13 protein-coding genes are annotated in these 15,361 nt (G+C 75.4%); 10 read left to right on the top strand and 3 right to left on the bottom strand.

Annotation, left to right across the window (positions count from 1 at the left end; translation table 11 throughout):
• Positions 1–31: 31 nt before the first annotated feature.
• The 4 genes from WA616_RS07380 to WA616_RS07365 all read left to right on the top strand — a co-directional run bounded on the left by WA616_RS07380 (position 32) and on the right by WA616_RS07365 (position 2,967).
• Complete coding sequence (locus WA616_RS07380; RefSeq protein ID WP_336028643.1) at positions 32–364, top strand: cytidine deaminase; 333 nt, start codon at positions 32–34, stop codon at positions 362–364.
• Between the two features lie 130 nt (positions 365–494).
• Entirely contained in the window at positions 495–1,409 is a 915-nt protein-coding gene (era, locus tag WA616_RS07375) for a GTPase Era (protein ID WP_336028642.1), read from the top strand.
• A 15-nt stretch (positions 1,410–1,424) separates the two neighbouring features.
• Positions 1,425–2,213 carry a DNA repair protein RecO gene (recO, locus tag WA616_RS07370; protein ID WP_336028640.1) on the top strand — a complete coding sequence of 263 codons (789 nt, stop codon included), beginning with the start codon at positions 1,425–1,427 and terminating at the stop codon, positions 2,211–2,213.
• Positions 2,203–2,967, top strand: coding sequence for an isoprenyl transferase (locus WA616_RS07365; protein WP_336028638.1), 765 nt, complete (start codon positions 2,203–2,205; stop codon positions 2,965–2,967). The genes recO and WA616_RS07365 overlap by 11 nt, the downstream gene beginning before the upstream one ends.
• 13 nt (positions 2,968–2,980) lie before the next feature.
• Here WA616_RS07365 and WA616_RS07360 read toward each other — a convergent pair whose 3' ends face one another.
• Positions 2,981–4,603, bottom strand: a complete 1,623-nt coding sequence (locus tag WA616_RS07360) for a serine/threonine-protein kinase (RefSeq protein WP_336028637.1) — start codon at positions 4,601–4,603, stop codon at positions 2,981–2,983.
• Positions 4,604–4,807: 204 nt separating this feature from the next.
• Here WA616_RS07360 and WA616_RS07355 point away from each other — a divergent pair, with 204 nt between their 5' ends.
• From WA616_RS07355 to WA616_RS07345, 3 genes are read left to right on the top strand one after another with little or no spacing between them, the layout of a single operon-like run.
• Positions 4,808–6,355: a hypothetical protein gene (locus tag WA616_RS07355; RefSeq protein ID WP_336028636.1), complete on the top strand. Its 1,548-nt coding sequence runs from the start codon at positions 4,808–4,810 to the stop codon at positions 6,353–6,355.
• A 42-nt stretch (positions 6,356–6,397) separates the two neighbouring features.
• The gene (locus WA616_RS07350) at positions 6,398–6,829 is read left to right on the top strand and encodes a hypothetical protein (RefSeq protein WP_336028634.1); all 432 of its coding nucleotides are present in this window, start codon (positions 6,398–6,400) and stop codon (positions 6,827–6,829) included.
• The gene (locus tag WA616_RS07345) at positions 6,829–8,376 is read left to right on the top strand and encodes an FHA domain-containing protein (RefSeq protein WP_336028633.1); all 1,548 of its coding nucleotides are present in this window, start codon (positions 6,829–6,831) and stop codon (positions 8,374–8,376) included. The genes WA616_RS07350 and WA616_RS07345 overlap by 1 nt, the downstream gene beginning before the upstream one ends.
• Positions 8,377–8,797: 421 nt before the next feature.
• On the opposite strand, the gene WA616_RS07340 is transcribed toward WA616_RS07345, so the two are convergent.
• Positions 8,798–10,921 (bottom strand): cation:proton antiporter domain-containing protein, encoded by a 2,124-nt coding sequence (locus tag WA616_RS07340; RefSeq protein ID WP_336028632.1) that lies wholly within the window; start codon positions 10,919–10,921, stop codon positions 8,798–8,800.
• 246 nt (positions 10,922–11,167) lie between these two features.
• Between WA616_RS07340 and WA616_RS07335 the strand changes: the two genes are divergently transcribed.
• Positions 11,168–12,001: a protein kinase domain-containing protein gene (locus WA616_RS07335; RefSeq protein WP_336028630.1), complete on the top strand. Its 834-nt coding sequence runs from the start codon at positions 11,168–11,170 to the stop codon at positions 11,999–12,001.
• 64 nt (positions 12,002–12,065) lie between these two features.
• Here WA616_RS07335 and WA616_RS07330 read toward each other — a convergent pair whose 3' ends face one another.
• Positions 12,066–13,892, bottom strand: a complete 1,827-nt coding sequence (locus WA616_RS07330; RefSeq protein WP_336028629.1) for a serine/threonine-protein kinase — start codon at positions 13,890–13,892, stop codon at positions 12,066–12,068.
• A 251-nt stretch (positions 13,893–14,143) separates the two neighbouring features.
• On the opposite strand from WA616_RS07330, the gene WA616_RS07325 reads away from it, so the two are divergent.
• Positions 14,144–15,004 (top strand): hypothetical protein, encoded by an 861-nt coding sequence (locus tag WA616_RS07325; RefSeq protein ID WP_336028627.1) that lies wholly within the window; start codon positions 14,144–14,146, stop codon positions 15,002–15,004.
• A gap of 48 nt (positions 15,005–15,052) precedes the next feature.
• Positions 15,053–15,331, top strand: a complete 279-nt coding sequence (locus WA616_RS07320) for an antibiotic biosynthesis monooxygenase (protein ID WP_073419201.1) — start codon at positions 15,053–15,055, stop codon at positions 15,329–15,331.
• The last annotated feature ends 30 nt before the right edge of the window (positions 15,332–15,361 follow it).

Genomic DNA, 15,361 nt, shown 5'->3' with positions numbered 1-15,361 from the left:
GGGCCGGATCCACCGGTAGGACACTCATCCGGTGCCCGACCTGCAGCCCGAGGACGCCAAGCTCGTCACCCTCGCCCGCTCCGCGCGCGGCCGCACCGGCGCGCCGGAGGGCGCCGCGGTCCGCGACACCGACGGGCGCACCTACGTCGCCGCGTCGGTGGCGCTGCCCTCGCTGCGGTTGTCCGCGCTGCAGGCCGCCGTCGCCGCGGCGGTGTCCAGCGGCGTCGAGGGCCTGGAGGCCGCGGCGGTCGTGTCCGCCGCCGACGCCGTCGAGGCCGACGGCCTGGCCGCCGTGCACGACCTGACGCCGTCGGCGCCCGTGCACCTCGCCGGCCCCGACGGGGTGCTCCGCACCACCGCGTGACCGCGACGAGTGGGGGCCGGAGGCCTCCGCGAGGAGCGGTCGTGGGGCTCCACGCCTGTGGGGGACGGCACGTGGCCGCCCTGTCGGCCGGTAGGCCGACGATGTCATCACGCAGTGGGAGACTGGGCCGGTGAGCACGCCGGACCAGCCGTACCGCAGCGGCTTCGCCTGTCTGGTGGGCCGTCCCAACGCGGGCAAGACCACGCTGACCAACGCGATGGTCGGCGAGAAGGTCGGCATCGTCAGCAACCGCCCGCAGACCACCCGGCACGCCATCCGCGGCGTCGTGCACCGGCCCGCCGGTCAGCTCGTGCTGGTCGACACCCCCGGCCTGCACAAGCCCAAGAGCCTGCTCGGCCGCCGGCTCAACGACGTCGTCCGGGACACGCTGTCCGAGGTCGACGTCGTGGTGTTCTGCATCCCCGCCGACCAGCCGGTGGGCACCGGTGACCGGTTCATCGCCCGCCAGCTGCGGGAGGTGAGGGCGCCGGTCGTCGTCGTGGTGACCAAGACCGACGCCGCCTCGAAGAAGCAGGTCGCCGAGCAGCTGGTGGCGGCCAGCCAGCTGGTCGAGGCCGCCGAGGTCGTGCCGGTGAGCGCGGTGAAGGGGGACCAGGTCGAGCTGCTGGAGGACCTGCTGGTCGGCCTGCTGCCCGAAGGCCCGCCGCTGTACCCCGAGGAGCAGGTCACCGACGAGGACACCGACCGGCAGATCGCCGAGCTCATCCGCGAGGCGGCGCTGGAGAAGGTGTTCCAGGAGGTGCCGCACTCCCTGGCCGTCACCGTCGAGGAGCTCAACCGCCGGCCCGATCCCAAGCGGGAGGGCGCGGAGCTCGTCGAGGTGCACGCGCTGCTGCACTGCGAGCGGCCCAGCCAGAAGCCGATGCTGCTCGGCAAGGGCGGCTCGGTCATCAAGGCGATCGGCACCGAGGCCCGCGCGGGCCTGGAGCAGCTGCTCGGCGCGCGCGTCCACCTCGACCTGCACGTCACCGTGCTCGGCGAGTGGCAGGACGACCCGAAGAAGCTGAACAGGCTCGGGTACTGACGTGAGCACCCTGACATGAGCACGACGCCGAAGTCGCTGTACCGCGACGAGGGGATCGTCCTGCGCACCCAGAAGCTGGGCGAGGCCGACCGGATCGTCACGGTCCTCACCCGCCGCACCGGCAAGGTGCGCGCGGTCGCCAAGGGCGTGCGCCGCACCAAGAGCAAGTTCGGCGCCCGGCTCGAGCCGTTCAGCCACGTCGACCTGCAGCTCTACACCGGCCGCACCCTCGACATCGTCAGCCAGGCGGAGTCCATCCGCTCCTACGGCCCGGCGATCGTCGGCGACTACCCGGCCTACACCGCCGGCACCGCCGTCCTGGAGACCGCCGACCGGCTCACCGCGGAGGAGAAGGAGCCCTCGCTGCGGATGTTCCTGCTCGTCGTCGGTGCGCTGCGGACGCTGTCGGAGCACACCCGCCCGGCGGGCCTGGTGCTCGACGCGTTCCTGCTCCGCGCGATGTCGGTGGCCGGCTGGGAGCCCGCGCTCGGCGACTGCGCGCGCTGCGGCGTCGAGGGCCCGCACCGGCACTTCTCCGTCCCCGCCGGCGGCTCGGTCTGCCGCGAGTGCCGCCCGACCGGGTCGGCGATGCCCAACCCGGTCACCATCGAGCACCTGGAGGCCCTGCTGTCCGGCGACTGGGAGACGGCCGAGGCCAGCGAGCGGGCCCAGTGCCGCGAGGGCAGCGGCCTGGTCGCCGCACTGCTGCAGTGGCACCTCGAGCGCGGGCTGCGCTCACTGCCGCTCGTCGACCGCTCCGACGTCGCCCCGCGGCGGGAGGTGGACCTGCTCCGTGAGGCGTGAGGTGAAGGCGCCGACCCCGCACCCCTCCGGCGTCCGCCCACCGGCGATCCCCGCCGACCGGGTGCCCGGCCACGTCGCGATCGTCATGGACGGCAACGGCCGGTGGGCCAAGGAGCGCGGCCTGCCCCGCACGGCCGGCCACGAGGCGGGGGAGTCCTCGCTGTTCGACTGCGTCGAGGGCGCCATCGAGCTCGGCGTGAAGGCGATCAGCGCCTACGCGTTCTCCACCGAGAACTGGCGGCGCAGCCCCGAGGAGGTCCGCTTCCTCATGGGTTTCAACCGCGACGTCATCCGCCGCCGCCGCGACGAGATGCACGAGCTGGGCGTGCGGGTGCGCTGGGCCGGCCGCCGCCCGCGGCTGTGGCGCAGCGTCATCAAGGAGCTCGAGGTCGCCGAGGAGCTCACCCGCGACAACGACGTCCTCACGCTCACCATGTGCGTGAACTACGGCGGCCGGGCCGAGATCGCCGACGCCGCCGCCGCGATCGCCCGCGAGGTGGCCGCCGGCCGGCTCGACCCGGGCAAGGTCGACGAGGACACCGTCGCCCGCTTCCTCGACGAGCCGGACATGGCCGACGTCGACCTGTTCGTGCGCAGCTCGGGGGAGAACCGCACCAGCAACTTCCTGCTGTGGCAGTCGGCCTACGCGGAGTTCGTCTTCCTCGACACGCTCTGGCCCGACTTCGACCGCCGGCACCTGTGGGCGGCGTGCGAGGAGTACGCGTCCCGCCAGCGGCGGTTCGGCAAGGCCTGAGCGGGCGTCCGGCTCAGGCCCCGAAGCCCGACAGGTCGGCCTCGTTCCACCACTCGACCAGCATGGCGAGGCCCGCCGTGCCGCCGTTGCGGACGGTCACCACCGCCTCGGTGGCGTCGTCGGTCTCGGTCCAGATGAGCACCGCGGTGTTGGTCTCGTCGACGTAGCAGGCCACCTGCCCCATGACGACGTCGTCGACGGTCCAGTCCTGGTGGCCCTGCGACGCCGGGCAGCTCGCGCCGTTCTCCAGCGCCGGCAGCCCGAGGCCGGTGACGTCGGCGGTGAAGACCTCGTCGGCGGTCGCGCCGTCGGGGTAGAGGAAGAACCGGGCGGTGCGGGGGCCGGTCTCGCTGGCCGACCGGCCGCAGTCGACCGCGGCCACGTCGCCGTCACCGGCCGACGGCGCGGGCCGGCAGGAGGACGGGTCGAAGTCGGCGGGCACGATCGCTAGCAGCGCGTCGTGCTGCGGTCCGGCGGTCGGGCGCTCCGGCGGGTCCGCCGCGGCCGCGCCGCCCGACCCGGCGACCAGGGCGACGACGAGCACCGCCGCGGCCAGCAGCGCCGCCGCCGTGAGCAGCAGCGCCGGCAGCACGGGACGCCGACGCCGGGCGGGGGAGGGGACGGGTGCCGGGCCGGCGAGGGGGAGCGGCCGCGGGGCGGGTGGCACGGACGGGTGCGCGGACGGCGACACGGACGGTGACCCGGACGGCGGGACGGGCCGCGGCGCGGACGGCGGGAGCGGCGCGGTGCCGGCCCGTGGGACGGCGGCGGGGACGGGCGCCGGCGCGGCCAGCGCGCGCCGGGCGGCGGAGGCCATCGCGCCGGCGGAGCGCCAGCGGTCGTCGGGGTCCTTGGCCAGCCCGCGGGCGACGACGTCGTCCAGCCCCGCCGGGATCCCCGGCCGCAGCCGCGACAGCGGCGGCGGGGTGTCGTTGAGGTGCGCCCACATCAGCGGCGCGAGGTCGCGGGCCAGGTGCGGGCGGCGCCCGGTCAGCGCCTCGAACAGCACGCAGGCCAGGGAGTAGACGTCGGCGCGGGCGTCGGCCGGCCGCTCGAGGAAGCGCTCGGGCGCCATGTAGTCGAAGGACCCGACCGCCGAGCCCGCCTGCGTGAGCACGGTGGTGCCGCCGTCGGTGCCGACGGAGCGGGCGATGCCGAAGTCGACGAGGTAGACGAACTCGTCGTCGTCCTCGGCCGGCTCGCCGGAGGTGGAGCAGACGAGCACGTTGCTCGGCTTCACGTCCCGGTGCACCAGGCCCTCGGCGTGCGCGGCGTCGAGTGCGTGCGCCACCTGCCCGACGACCGACACGGCGCGGGCCGGCGCGAGCGGGCCCTCCTCCGTGAGCACGGTGGCGAGGTCGCGGCCGCGGACCAGGCGCATGTCGAGGAACAGCCGCCCGTCGAACTCGCCGTACCGGTGGATGGGCACCACGTGCGGCTCGGACAGCCGGGCCGCGGCGTGCGCCTCGCGGCGGAAGCGCTCGCGGTAGGCGCGGTCCGCGGCCAGGCTCTCGGTGAGCACCTTGAGCGCCACGGTCCGCTGGTGCTCGGTGTCGAAGGCCCGGTAGACCTCGCCCATGCCGCCCCGGCCGATGAGCTCCTCGAGCCGGTAGGGACCGAACTGGCGCTGTTCCACCCTGGCCTCCCGCGGCGGTGGCGGGCCCCGGGCCGGCCACGACGGACGTCGCGGAGTGTAGGCGGCGGGTGCCTGCGCGGGACCGCCGCGGACGCCGCCGGGACCTGCGCCGACAGGTCGCAGGACCCGTGCGGGAATCCGTTGACAGTCCCGCGAGGTCGCCCCGACAGTGGCGGCTCCCCACAGAGGACGGAAGAACCCCCCGTGAGCGAGCGCACCATCTCCCCCCAGCACGCCCCCGCCCCGGCGCAGCCGGGCGACCTCACCGACGCCCTCGTCGCCACCGACGTCTGGACCGACCAGATGCTGGCCGAGGCCGGCATCCCGATCGTCGACGTCCCGTTCGTGACCGTCGGCGGCGGCATCGGCTCCTTCGTCACCGTCGACTACCTGCGCATCTGCGGCGTCCCCACGAGCGCGATGCGGGTGCTCACCCCGCTGCGCACCCCGTGGGAGAGCTACGAGTACCTGACGACGGTGTCGCAGATCCCCCGCGGGGAGCGGCTGCGGTCGGACTCCTCGTCGTGTCCCGACAACATCTGGGGCTTCCCGAGCTACGCCATCCGCGAGGCGCTGCAGGGCAACGTCAAGCAGGCCTGGAACGTGCTGGTCGAGCCGATCTTCGCGAACTACTACACGCCGAAGGCCGGCCACGCGTTCGAGTCGATGGAAAAGGAGATGCACCGGATCCGGTACCCGGAGATGGTCGTGCACGGCCAGGTCCGGATGGTCCGGCGCCGCGCGGGCGGCGGGTACTTCACGATCCTGACCCCGCCGGAGGGCGCGACGCCGACCCGCCGGATCGCCTACCGCAGCCAGTGGGTGCACATCGCCGTCGGCTACCCGGGCCTGAAGTTCCTCCCCGACCTGCAGCGCTACCGCACCGAGCACAACGACTACTCGAAGGTGGTCAACGCCTACGAGCGGCACGAGCACGTGTACGAGCGGCTGCACCAGCGCCCCGGCACGATCCTCATCCGCGGCGGCGGCATCGTCGCCTCGCGGGTGCTGCAGCGGCTCATCGACGACCGCGACGCCCGCGGCCTGCAGACCCAGATCGTCCACCTGTTCCGCACCTACGTGGACAAGCCGCACGGCACCGGCATCCTCAAGCGCCGCAAGGGCGCCGACGGCTGGGCCTACCAGGGCTTCAACTACCCCAAGTCGGTGTGGGGCGGGCAGCTCAAGCAGCAGGTCCGCAAGAGCGAGGGCGCCGAGCGCAAGCGCCTGTACGAGGAGATGGGCGGCACCAACACGCCCGTCCGGCGGGACTGGCAGGAGCAGCTGCGGCGCGGCCGCGCCGAGGGCTGGTACCGGGTGATGATCGGCAAGATCGACGAGATGAAGCCCGTCGGCGACCTGGTCGAGGTCACCGTCACCACGCCCGACCAGGGCCGCCAGGTGGGCACCTTCGACGCCGTCATCGACTGCACCGGCCTCGAGGCCGACATCCGCGAGCACCGGCTGCTGGCCGACCTGCTCGACCACTCGAACGCACAGCGCAACCCGGTCGGCCGGCTCGACGTGCAGCGCGACTTCGAGGTCACCGGCACCCGCAACGGCGGCAAGATGTACGCCTCCGGCAGCGCCACCCTGGGCGGCCCGTTCCCTGGCGTCGACACCTTCTTCGGCCTGCAGATCGCCGCCCAGGAGATCGCCGACGACCTCATCCGGGCGGGCTTCGCGCAGAAGCTCGGCCCGGGCCGGTCGACCAGCCAGTGGTGGAAGTGGGTCCGCAACAAGCAGATCTGACCGGCCCGACCCCGACACCCGCGACGACCGAGAGAGACAACCGTGCTGCCCACCCTGAACGGCCGCATCCAGACCAGGGTCTTCCTGCTGGCCGTGGTCGGTTCGATCTGGACCCTGCTCATCACCCCCGTCCTGCCGACCGGGACGACGCTCGCCGCGTCCTACGGCGCCACCTTCTCCGTCCTGCTGGTCACCCTCGTGCTCGGCGTGCTGTGGGAATTCTTCTACCACGGCATCCAGCAGTTCCGGTGGGAGAAGGACTGGCCGACCCTGTTCGGCCTGCTCACCGGCATCCCCGAGGGCCTGCTGGTGTGGTTCCTCTTCGCCGGCGGGGTCACCTGGATCGGCTCGCTGCCCGGCGCCGCGTTCGTCATCCACTTCGCCAGCACCTGGCTGATCGTGTGGCTGGTGGCCAACGGCCCGATGCGCGTCCCCTTCATCCACTGGCGGATCAACGGTGGGAGGCTCATCTGATGTCGGCTCCAACCCCACCGCTCACCGGCACCAGCGGGGCGCCCGCCACGGTGCCGCCCTTCGACCAGGTCGCCGTCCGGGTCGCCCCCGGCCCCGACCTCGTCGTCCGGGTCCCCGGTGTGCTGCTCGTCGTCGGCGTGACCCCCCGGCCGGCCGGTGCCGCCCCCGCGCCCGCCCGGCCGGCGCTGGTCGGCTGGGGACCGGCGCCCGTCCCGGCGCCGCCGGCGGCCGCCCCGGCCGGAGACGCCGTCGTCGGGGAGCTCGTGCAACTGTGCCGCCGCGTCTCGGCGGCCGGCAGCCGGGCTCCCGGCACCCGGCTGCACGAGGAGCTGCGCAGCTGGCTCGGCACGGTCGCCGAGCCGCCGTCGTTCGCCGTGGCCGCCGCGACCGAGGACGGGCTGGCGCTCGTGCTGGCCGGCGGCGGCACCGCCGAGGTGCCCGACCTGGGCCTGCGGCTGACGCCGGAGCAGGGGGAGAAGCTCGACAACGGCACCCTCGTGCTCGACCGCTTCGTCACCTGGCCGCCCGCGGCGCTGCACCTGTCGGCCGGGTCGCCGGCCGACTCCGCGCCGCACCCGCTGGCCGACCTCGAGGCCGGCGCGGTCCCCGGCGCGGCCGCGGTGCTCTCGCCCGCGCCCGCGCCGTCGGTGGCCCCCGCGCCGCCGCCGTCGGGCACGACGATGGTGCGCCTGCCCGCGCCGCACGCCGCGAAGCCGGGCCTGCCGCTCGTCCCGCCACGGCCCGCGCGCACCCCGGCGGGCTCGCCGCCGCCGCCTCCGCCGCCCGCGGAGGAGCCCGCCGCCCGTCCCGCTCCCGCGCACGCGGACCACGACCACGCCGGTCACGACCACGCCGGTCACGACCACGCCGGTCACGACCACGCCGGTCACGACCACGGGCACGCCGCCCCGGTGGCCGCCGAGCCGCCGGCGCCGGTCGTGGAGCTGCCGGCGCCGAAGAAGTCGACGCTGCTGTTCGGCGGGCCCGCCGAGGCGGAGCCTCCCCGCGAGCCGCTGCCGACGCCGGGCGCGGAGCCCGCCTCGGCCGGCGCGGAGGAGCCCGACGACGGCCGCGCCACGGTCAAGGGGATCCTCTGCAAGAACGGGCACCTCAACGACCCCCGCGCCGGCTTCTGCGCGCTCTGCGGCATCCGCACCACGCAGCAGACCGCCGTCCTGATCGAGGGCGTGCGCCCGCCGCTGGGGCTGCTGGTCTTCGACGACGGCGCCACCGTCAGCCTGGACATGGACTACCTGCTCGGCCGGGAGCCCGAGACCGACGAGCGGGTGGCGTCCGGGCTGCTGCGGCCGCTGCTCGTCGTCGACCACACCGGCGGGGTCAGCCGGCACCACGCGGAGATCCGGCTCGAGGGCTGGGACGTGCTGCTGCTCGACACCGGCTCGGCCAACGGCACCCTGGTCGCCCCGCGCGGGGCGCCGGGCTGGTCGTCGCTGGTGCCGCACCAGCCGGTGCGGCTCACCCCGGGCATGGCCGTGCGGATGGGTGGCCGCCAGTTCGCGTTCGAGTCCCCGCACGGCGGGTTCTGACCGCGGGGCACCGCTCCCGGCACCTCCGGCGCCCGTCTCCCTCCGGGGAGGCGGGCGCCGTCGCGTCCCCGGGGGTCCCCGTCCCGTCCGGCCGCGGCCCTTCCGACCGCGGCCCCTCCGGCCGCGGCCCCTCCGACCGCGGCCCCTCCGACCGCGGCCCCTCCCACGAATCGTCGTGCTCTGCACACGGGGGCGTGCAGAGCACGACCCGCCGGGAGGAGGCACCTGACCTCCGGAGCTGGGTCGTGCTCTGCCCACCACGGCGGGGCAGAGCACGAGGGCGTGCCCCGGACGGGCTCGTGCCCTGCCCACGGACGCGGGGCAGAGCACGAGCCGCCGCGGGGGAGAGGTGCCCCTGGACGCGACGGAGCCCGCGTCCCCTCGCACGGGACGCGGGCTCCACCGCGGGGAGGACCGGCGCTCAGGCGGTCCCGGGCCGGGCCGCACTGCCGGCGGCGATCCCGGCCAGCGTCTCGTCCATGTCGCGGTCGGCGTCGGCCGTGCCGGCGTGCACCAGCAGGATCGGCGTCAGGTCGTCGGCGGGCGGCACCGTGCCGGCATCCGCCGGGGCGACCAGCAGGGAGGGCAGCGCCGTGCTCTCCGGCTCGACGGTGACCCCCGCCTTGCGCAGCGAGTCGGCCACCCCGCGTCGCAGCCCGCGCCGGCCCTCACCGGCGCGCAGCTGCAGCGGCGCGGACCGGCCGAGCGCCGCGTGCGCGGCCAGCCGGAGCGCGGCCCTGCCGTCGGCGCCGCCGTCCTGCACGACGGCCACCGCCCCGCGCGGGGCCAGGCCCGGCTCGCCGAGCTCGCCGGACACCGTGACCACCGACCCGTGCAGGGACGCCGGCCACGGGGTGCCCGCCTGCCCGTCGGCGAGGGCGCCCTCGGCGATGCCCCAGCCGCTGCGCACGAGGACGACGTCGGCCTCGCTGCTGCCGGCGAGGTCGGTCACCTCCGCCCAGGGGTCCTCGCTGAAGCGGGAGGCCACCGAGGCCTGCATGCCCCGCTCCTCCACCCGCCGGGCCAGCGCCCGGAGCTCGCCGGCCACGGTCGCCATGAGCTCGAGGTCGGCGCCCAGGCCGCTGGAGACCTCCGGCTTGGGCCGCGAGCGCCGCACCACCCGGGTGAGCACCACCTGCGCCGGACGCTCCCGGCCGGCCAGGTCGCAGGCGAGGTCGACCAGCCCGGCGTCGCGCACCGGGTCGTCGACGACGACCACCACGGTGTAGGCGTCGGTCAGCCCCATGGCGGCGCGCTCGGCCGCGGCGATGTCCCGGGCGAGGACCCGCTTCGGGTAGACGAGGTTGAGCAGCGGCGAGGTCATCACCGTGGTGACGATCGCCATGATCACCATCAGCGTGAACATGGTGTCGTCGAGCACGCCGTTCTCGCGGCCCAGGTTCAGGATGACCAGCTCGGTCAGTCCGCGGGTGTTCATGAGGACGCCGAGCGCCGTGGCCTGCCGCCGGGGCACCCGCTGCGCGCGGGCGGCGGTGAACGCGCCGACGAACTTGCCGGAGATCGCCACGAGCAGGATCAGCCCGAGCTCGCCGACGCCGGTCAGGTCGATCGCGCCGACGTCGACGTTGAGGCCGGTGACCACGAAGAAGACGGGCAGGAGCAGCAGGACGCTCACCTGCTCGAGCCGGTCGATGATCTCGTGGTTCAGGGCGCCGGCGCCCTGACGCGGCATGACGACGCCGAACACGAAGGCGCCGAAGATGAAGTGGATGCCGATCTCCTCGGTCACCCAGGCGCTGCCGAGGATGCCGACGAGCACGAGGGCGAGCATCTCCGGCGTGAGCCGGCCCAGGCGCTCGTACCGGGTGACCAGCTGCTTGAGCAGCGGCTTGACGACCAGGAACATCACCAGCGCGAACACGACCGACCAGAGCAGGATCAGCAGCACCCCGCTGAAGGACCCGGCCGACACGACCGCGACGACGACCGCCAGCAGCGCCCAGGCCAGGACGTCGTCGACGGCGGCGCACGCGAGCGCCAGCACGCCCGTGGGGATCCGGTGCATCTGCCGCTCGGCGAGGATCCGGGCCAGGACCGGGAACGCCGTGATCGACATGGCCACGCCCATGAACAGCGCGAAACCGACGAAGGAGATCGTCGACGTGGCGCCGTCGTCGGCGGTGAAGACGTCGTGCGCCTCGTGCAGGTAGGTGGCCAGCAGCACGCCGAGCGCGAACGGCAGGACGATCGAGGCGACCGACACCGAGACGGCGATGCGCTCGCGGCCCCGGATGAACGAGAGGTCGACCTCGAGGCCGACCAGGAACATGAACAGCACCAGGCCCAGCTGCGCCAGCACGTTGAGGAACGGGCGCACGTCGGGCGGGAAGAGCGCGGTGTCCAGGTCGCCCGGGAGGGCGCCGAGCAGCGTCGGGCCGAGCAGGATGCCGGCCACGATCTCGCCCATGACCGCGGGCTGGCCGAGCATCACCGCCAGCCGTCCCATGAGGCGGGCGATCACGATGATCACGGCGAGGTCGAGGAACACGTAGGCCGTGATCTCCGCGACGGAATGCGCTTCCACTGGGTCTCCGGGGTCGTCGCGAGCCGCGCGGGACAGCGCGGGGGATGGGGTGCGTGCCGGTCACGGCACCGCACCGGGCGCGGACTGTATCGGCGCCCCGCGCCACGCGGGACCCCTCAGTGCGCGGCGTCCGACGGGGGCGATCGGGGTTCCCGGACGGCGGGCGGCGGGGCACACTGTCGCGCTGCCGCACCGGCGGCGTCCCGGGCCGCCCCGGGGGGAACAGCAGCTTCAGGAGGACTCAGGATGGATGCCGTCGGCCTGGTGGGCGCGGCGCCCGCCACCATCGCGGACTACCAGGTGGTCCGGGTGCTCGGGGAGGGCAACAACGGCCGCTTCTACCTCGCGCGGCCGCCGGCGCGGCTCGGCCTGCCCGACGAGTACGTGGCGGTGAAGGTCTTCACGGGGACGCACAGCGAGCAGGCCTACGAGCGGGGTGTCCGCGAGCTGCGGGCCTTCGCGCAGGTGGCCTCGCCGTACCTGGTCAAGGTGTACGACGCCGTCCTGCAGGACAGCTTCCTGTACGCGATGGAGTACTGCCCGCTCGGCAGCCTCGCCGCCCCGGCCCGGCCGCTCAGCCGCGGCGAGGTGCTGCGCGCGGTGGCGCACGCCGCGCACGCCGCGCACGCGCTGCACGAGGCCGGCCTCACCCACGGCGACATCAAGCCGGCCAACATCCTGCTCACCGAGGACGGCGGCAAGCTCTCCGACCTGGGCCTGGCCCGGTACCTGGCACCCGGCGTCACGCTCACCGGCATGGCCAGCGCCGCCTCGGTCGAGTACCTCGACCCGGCGCTGCTGCGCGGTGACCGGCCCTCCCGCGCCACGGAGGTCTTCGCGCTCGGCGCCACGCTGAACCGGGCGCTCACCGGCACCGGCCTGTACGGCGAGCTGCCCGACGGCGAGCCGCTCCTGGCCATCCGCCGGGTGATGAGCGCCGAGCCGGCGATCAGCCCCGGCCTGACCGACGACGAGGCCGCCCTGGTGTCGGCCTGCCTCGCCCCGGTCGGGCAGCGGCCGGTCACCGCGCTGCAGGTGGCCGAGCGCCTCGACCGGCTGGCCGCGGCCGCCACCGCCTGACCGCCCCGGACGACGACGGGCCCCGCTCCTCCGGCCGGAGGAGCGGGGCCCGTCGTCGTGCGCCTCAGCGCTGCGCGAAGTCGCTGCGCGCCGGGGACCGCCACCACTCGTAGAGGTCGGCCAGGCCGGCCTCCCCGCCGCCGGGGATCACCACGAGGCCCTCGGTGCCCACATCCTCCTGCGTCCACGCGAGGTTGGCGTCGCCGTCGGTGTCCACCCAGCAGGCGATCCGGCCGGCGTACTGCTCCTGCGCGTCGGTGTAGCCCTGGTAGCCCTGGACGCCGGGGCAGTTCTCGCCCGAGCCGAGCTGGGAGAGGCCCACGCCGTCGACGTCGGTCTGGAACACCGCGTCGACCGCGGCACCGTCCTCGTACAGGTAGAAGAAGGACTGCTGCGGGCCCGGCGTCGTGGACGACGCGCCGCAGGTCACCGTCGCGAGGTCGCCGTCCCCGGCGAGCGGCTGCTGGGTGCAGGCGTCGGCGTCGAAGTCGCCCGGGATGATGGCCAGCAGCTGCTGCAGCGGGTCCCCGGTCGTGCCGCCGCCCGTGTCGCCGGACGACGAGGAGGAGGACGACGACGAGGACGACGAGTCGTCGGCGACGTCGCCGCCACCTCCGGAGCCACTGGTCAGCGCGATCACGCCGACGACGACCACGACCAGCAGCACCGCCAGGCCGGCCAGCACCAGCGGGATGCGGTTGGGCTGCTTCTGGCCCGACGGCGTCGCGCCGCCGCCGTGCGGGGGGACCGGTCCCGTCGGCGGGCGGAAGCCGCCGGGCGGGGGCGCCACGAAGCCGGCCGGCGGGCCGGGGTTCGACGGCGGCCCGTACCCGGGCGCGCCGGGGTGCGACGGCGGCCGGTAGCCGGCAGGCCCGGGCTGGGACGGCGGGCCGTAGGCCGCGGGCACGCCGGGGCTCGACGGCGGGCCGTACCCGCCCGGGTTCGACGGCGGGCCGTAGCCGCCGGGCGGGCCGGGGTTGGAGAAGCCGACCGTCTGCGGCCGGAACAGCGGGGACACCGACGTCGGCGGCGCGGCCTCGGCGCGCGGGGTGACGCCGGCCGAGCTCAGCGCGGCCCGTGCGGCCGCGGCGAGCTCGCCGCAGGTCGCGTACCGCTCGTCGGGCTCCTTGGCCAGGCCCTTCTGCACGACGTCGTCGAGCGCGCGGGGCAGGTCCGGGCGCAGCTGCGAGGGCGCGACCGGCGTGGTGTTCAGGTGCGCGTACATGAGCGTGGCCAGGCCGTCGCCGGTGAAGGGGCGGCGGCCGGTGAGGCACTCGAAGAGCACGCACGCCAGCGCGTAGACGTCGACCCGCCGGTCGATCGGCTTCTCGAGGAACCGCTCGGGCGCCATGTAGTCGAACGACCCGAGCGCCGCGCCGGTCTGCGTGAGCGCCGGGCCCTGCCCGTCGCTGGTGGAGCGCGCGATGCCGAAGTCGACGAGGTAGACGAACTCGTCGTCGGCGCTGCCGCTGAGCAGCACGTTGGACGGCTTGACGTCGCGGTGCACCAGGCCGTCGGCGTGCGCGGCGTCGAGCGCCCGGGCGGTCTGGCCGACGATCGACACGGCGCGCTCGGGGCTCATCGGCCCGTCCTCGGCCAGCGCGGCGGCGACGTCGCGGCCGGGCACCAGGCGCATGTCGAGGAACAGCCGCCCGTCGATCTCGCCGTAGCGGTGGATCGGCACGATGTGCGGCTCGTTCAGGCGGGCGGCCAGGTGTGCCTCGCGCCGGAACCGCTCGCGGTAGCCGCTGTCGGCGGCGAGGTGCTCGCTGAGCACCTTGAGCGCGACCGTGCGGTCGTGCTCGGTGTCGAAGGCGCGGTAGACCTCGCCCATCCCGCCGCGGCCGAGCAGCGACTCGATGCGATACGGGCCGAACTGTTGCAACTCCACCGGTCGTCCTCCGTGTGCCGCTGCGCCGGCGCCCACGGGTCCCGGGCGGCGCGTGCGGGTCGTCGGCGGAGTGTAGGGACGCCGACCGGACCCGACCAGCGCCGACGCCGCGGGGAGGTGTCCGCTCCGATCCGTGACCGGGACGTGACCCGAGGCGCGCGCGAACCCGTGGCCGGGACGCCGGGTCGTCACTAGCTTGCTCCCGCTCCCCGGGCCCTCGGGCCCGCTCCCTCCCGGAACGGAACCCCACGATGTCCCAGCCCCCCGGCCCCTACGGCGCCCCCGCCCCCTCCGCGCCGCCCGGCCAGTACGGCGCACCCGGCCAGTACGGCGCTCCCGGGCAGTACGGAGCGCCCGGCCCGTACGGCGCCCCCGGGCAGTACGGCCCCGGCCCGGGCGGCCCCGGCGGGTACGGGCAGCCGCCGCGGAGGAACAGCGTGCTGCCGTGGGTCATCACGGCCGTCGTCGTGGTGGCGGCCGGCGTCGGCGTCCTGCTGTTCCTCCTGCTCGGCCGCGACGACGACGGGACGCAGGCCGCGTCGGCCACCACGAGCGCGCCGGCGTCCGAGAGCGCGCCGGAGAGCGGGTCCGAGGGCGGCTCCGGCATGGAGATGGGCGGTCCGGTGGAGGTCCCCGGCGGGGCCGGCTCCCCGGGCGGCGGCGGCTCCGGCAGCGGCTCCGGCAGCGGCTCGGGGACCGGGTCCGGCAGCGGTTCCGGCACCGGCTCCGGCGGCGGCATGACCGAGCAGACCGGCGGGGGCGCCGACACCAGCGAGATCCCCGGCTCCGGCGACGTCGCGCTGGCCTGGGTGCAGGCCGTCTACGACCTCGACACCGCCACGGTCTTCGACCTGTCCTGCTCGACGCTGCAGGCCGCGGCGATCGCCGGCTCGGCGGGCACCGACTACACCCCCGACGAGTACCTGACCTACTACTTCTACACGCAGACCCTCGGCGGCGAGGGCATCACCGCGGGCACCCTGGTCGCCCTCGAGCACGACGCCGCCAACGCCGTCGACGTCGCCACCTTCGAGCTGACGCTGGAGAGCGGCGGCACCCAGGTCGTCGAGCTGTGGGTGGACCAGACCCTGACGGTCTGCGACTTCTACTGACCCGCTCCCGACCGGCACCGCGGACACCGGCCCGGGCACGATGGGCCGGTGTTCGCGGTGACCCGGTTGCGGGTGTCCCCGGAGGCGGCGGCCGGCCTGCCCGCCGACCTCGACCGGCTGCTCGCCGCCCTGGCGGCCCGGCCCGGCTGGCTCGGCGGCGAGGCCGGCCGCTGCGCCGACGACCCGGGCCTCTGGGCGCTGGTGACCCGCTGGGACGGCGTCGGCTCCTACCGCCGCGCGCTGTCGGCCGCCGAGGTGAAGATCGCCGGGGCGCCGGTCTGGGTGCACGCCGTCGACGAGCCCGGCGCCTTCCTGCCGCCGGGGTGAACCGCCGCGCCCGCCCGCGTCCGGGTGCGT

The organism is Geodermatophilus sp. FMUSA9-8 (assembly GCF_037034165.1).
GTDB classification, from domain to species: Bacteria; Actinomycetota; Actinomycetes; order Mycobacteriales; family Geodermatophilaceae; genus Geodermatophilus; species Geodermatophilus nigrescens.
Note: the sequence above shows the minus strand (reverse complement) of the source record. Positions and strands in the feature narration are given on the sequence as shown.

Coding starts and splice junctions, on each gene's coding strand:
- recO (WP_336028640.1), top strand. CDS start 1,425: ATGAGCACGACGCCGAAGTCGCTGTACCGCGACGAGGGGATCGTCCTG.
- WA616_RS07345 (WP_336028633.1), top strand. CDS start 6,829: ATGTCGGCTCCAACCCCACCGCTCACCGGCACCAGCGGGGCGCCCGCC.
- WA616_RS07335 (WP_336028630.1), top strand. CDS start 11,168: ATGGATGCCGTCGGCCTGGTGGGCGCGGCGCCCGCCACCATCGCGGAC.
- WA616_RS07325 (WP_336028627.1), top strand. CDS start 14,144: ATGTCCCAGCCCCCCGGCCCCTACGGCGCCCCCGCCCCCTCCGCGCCG.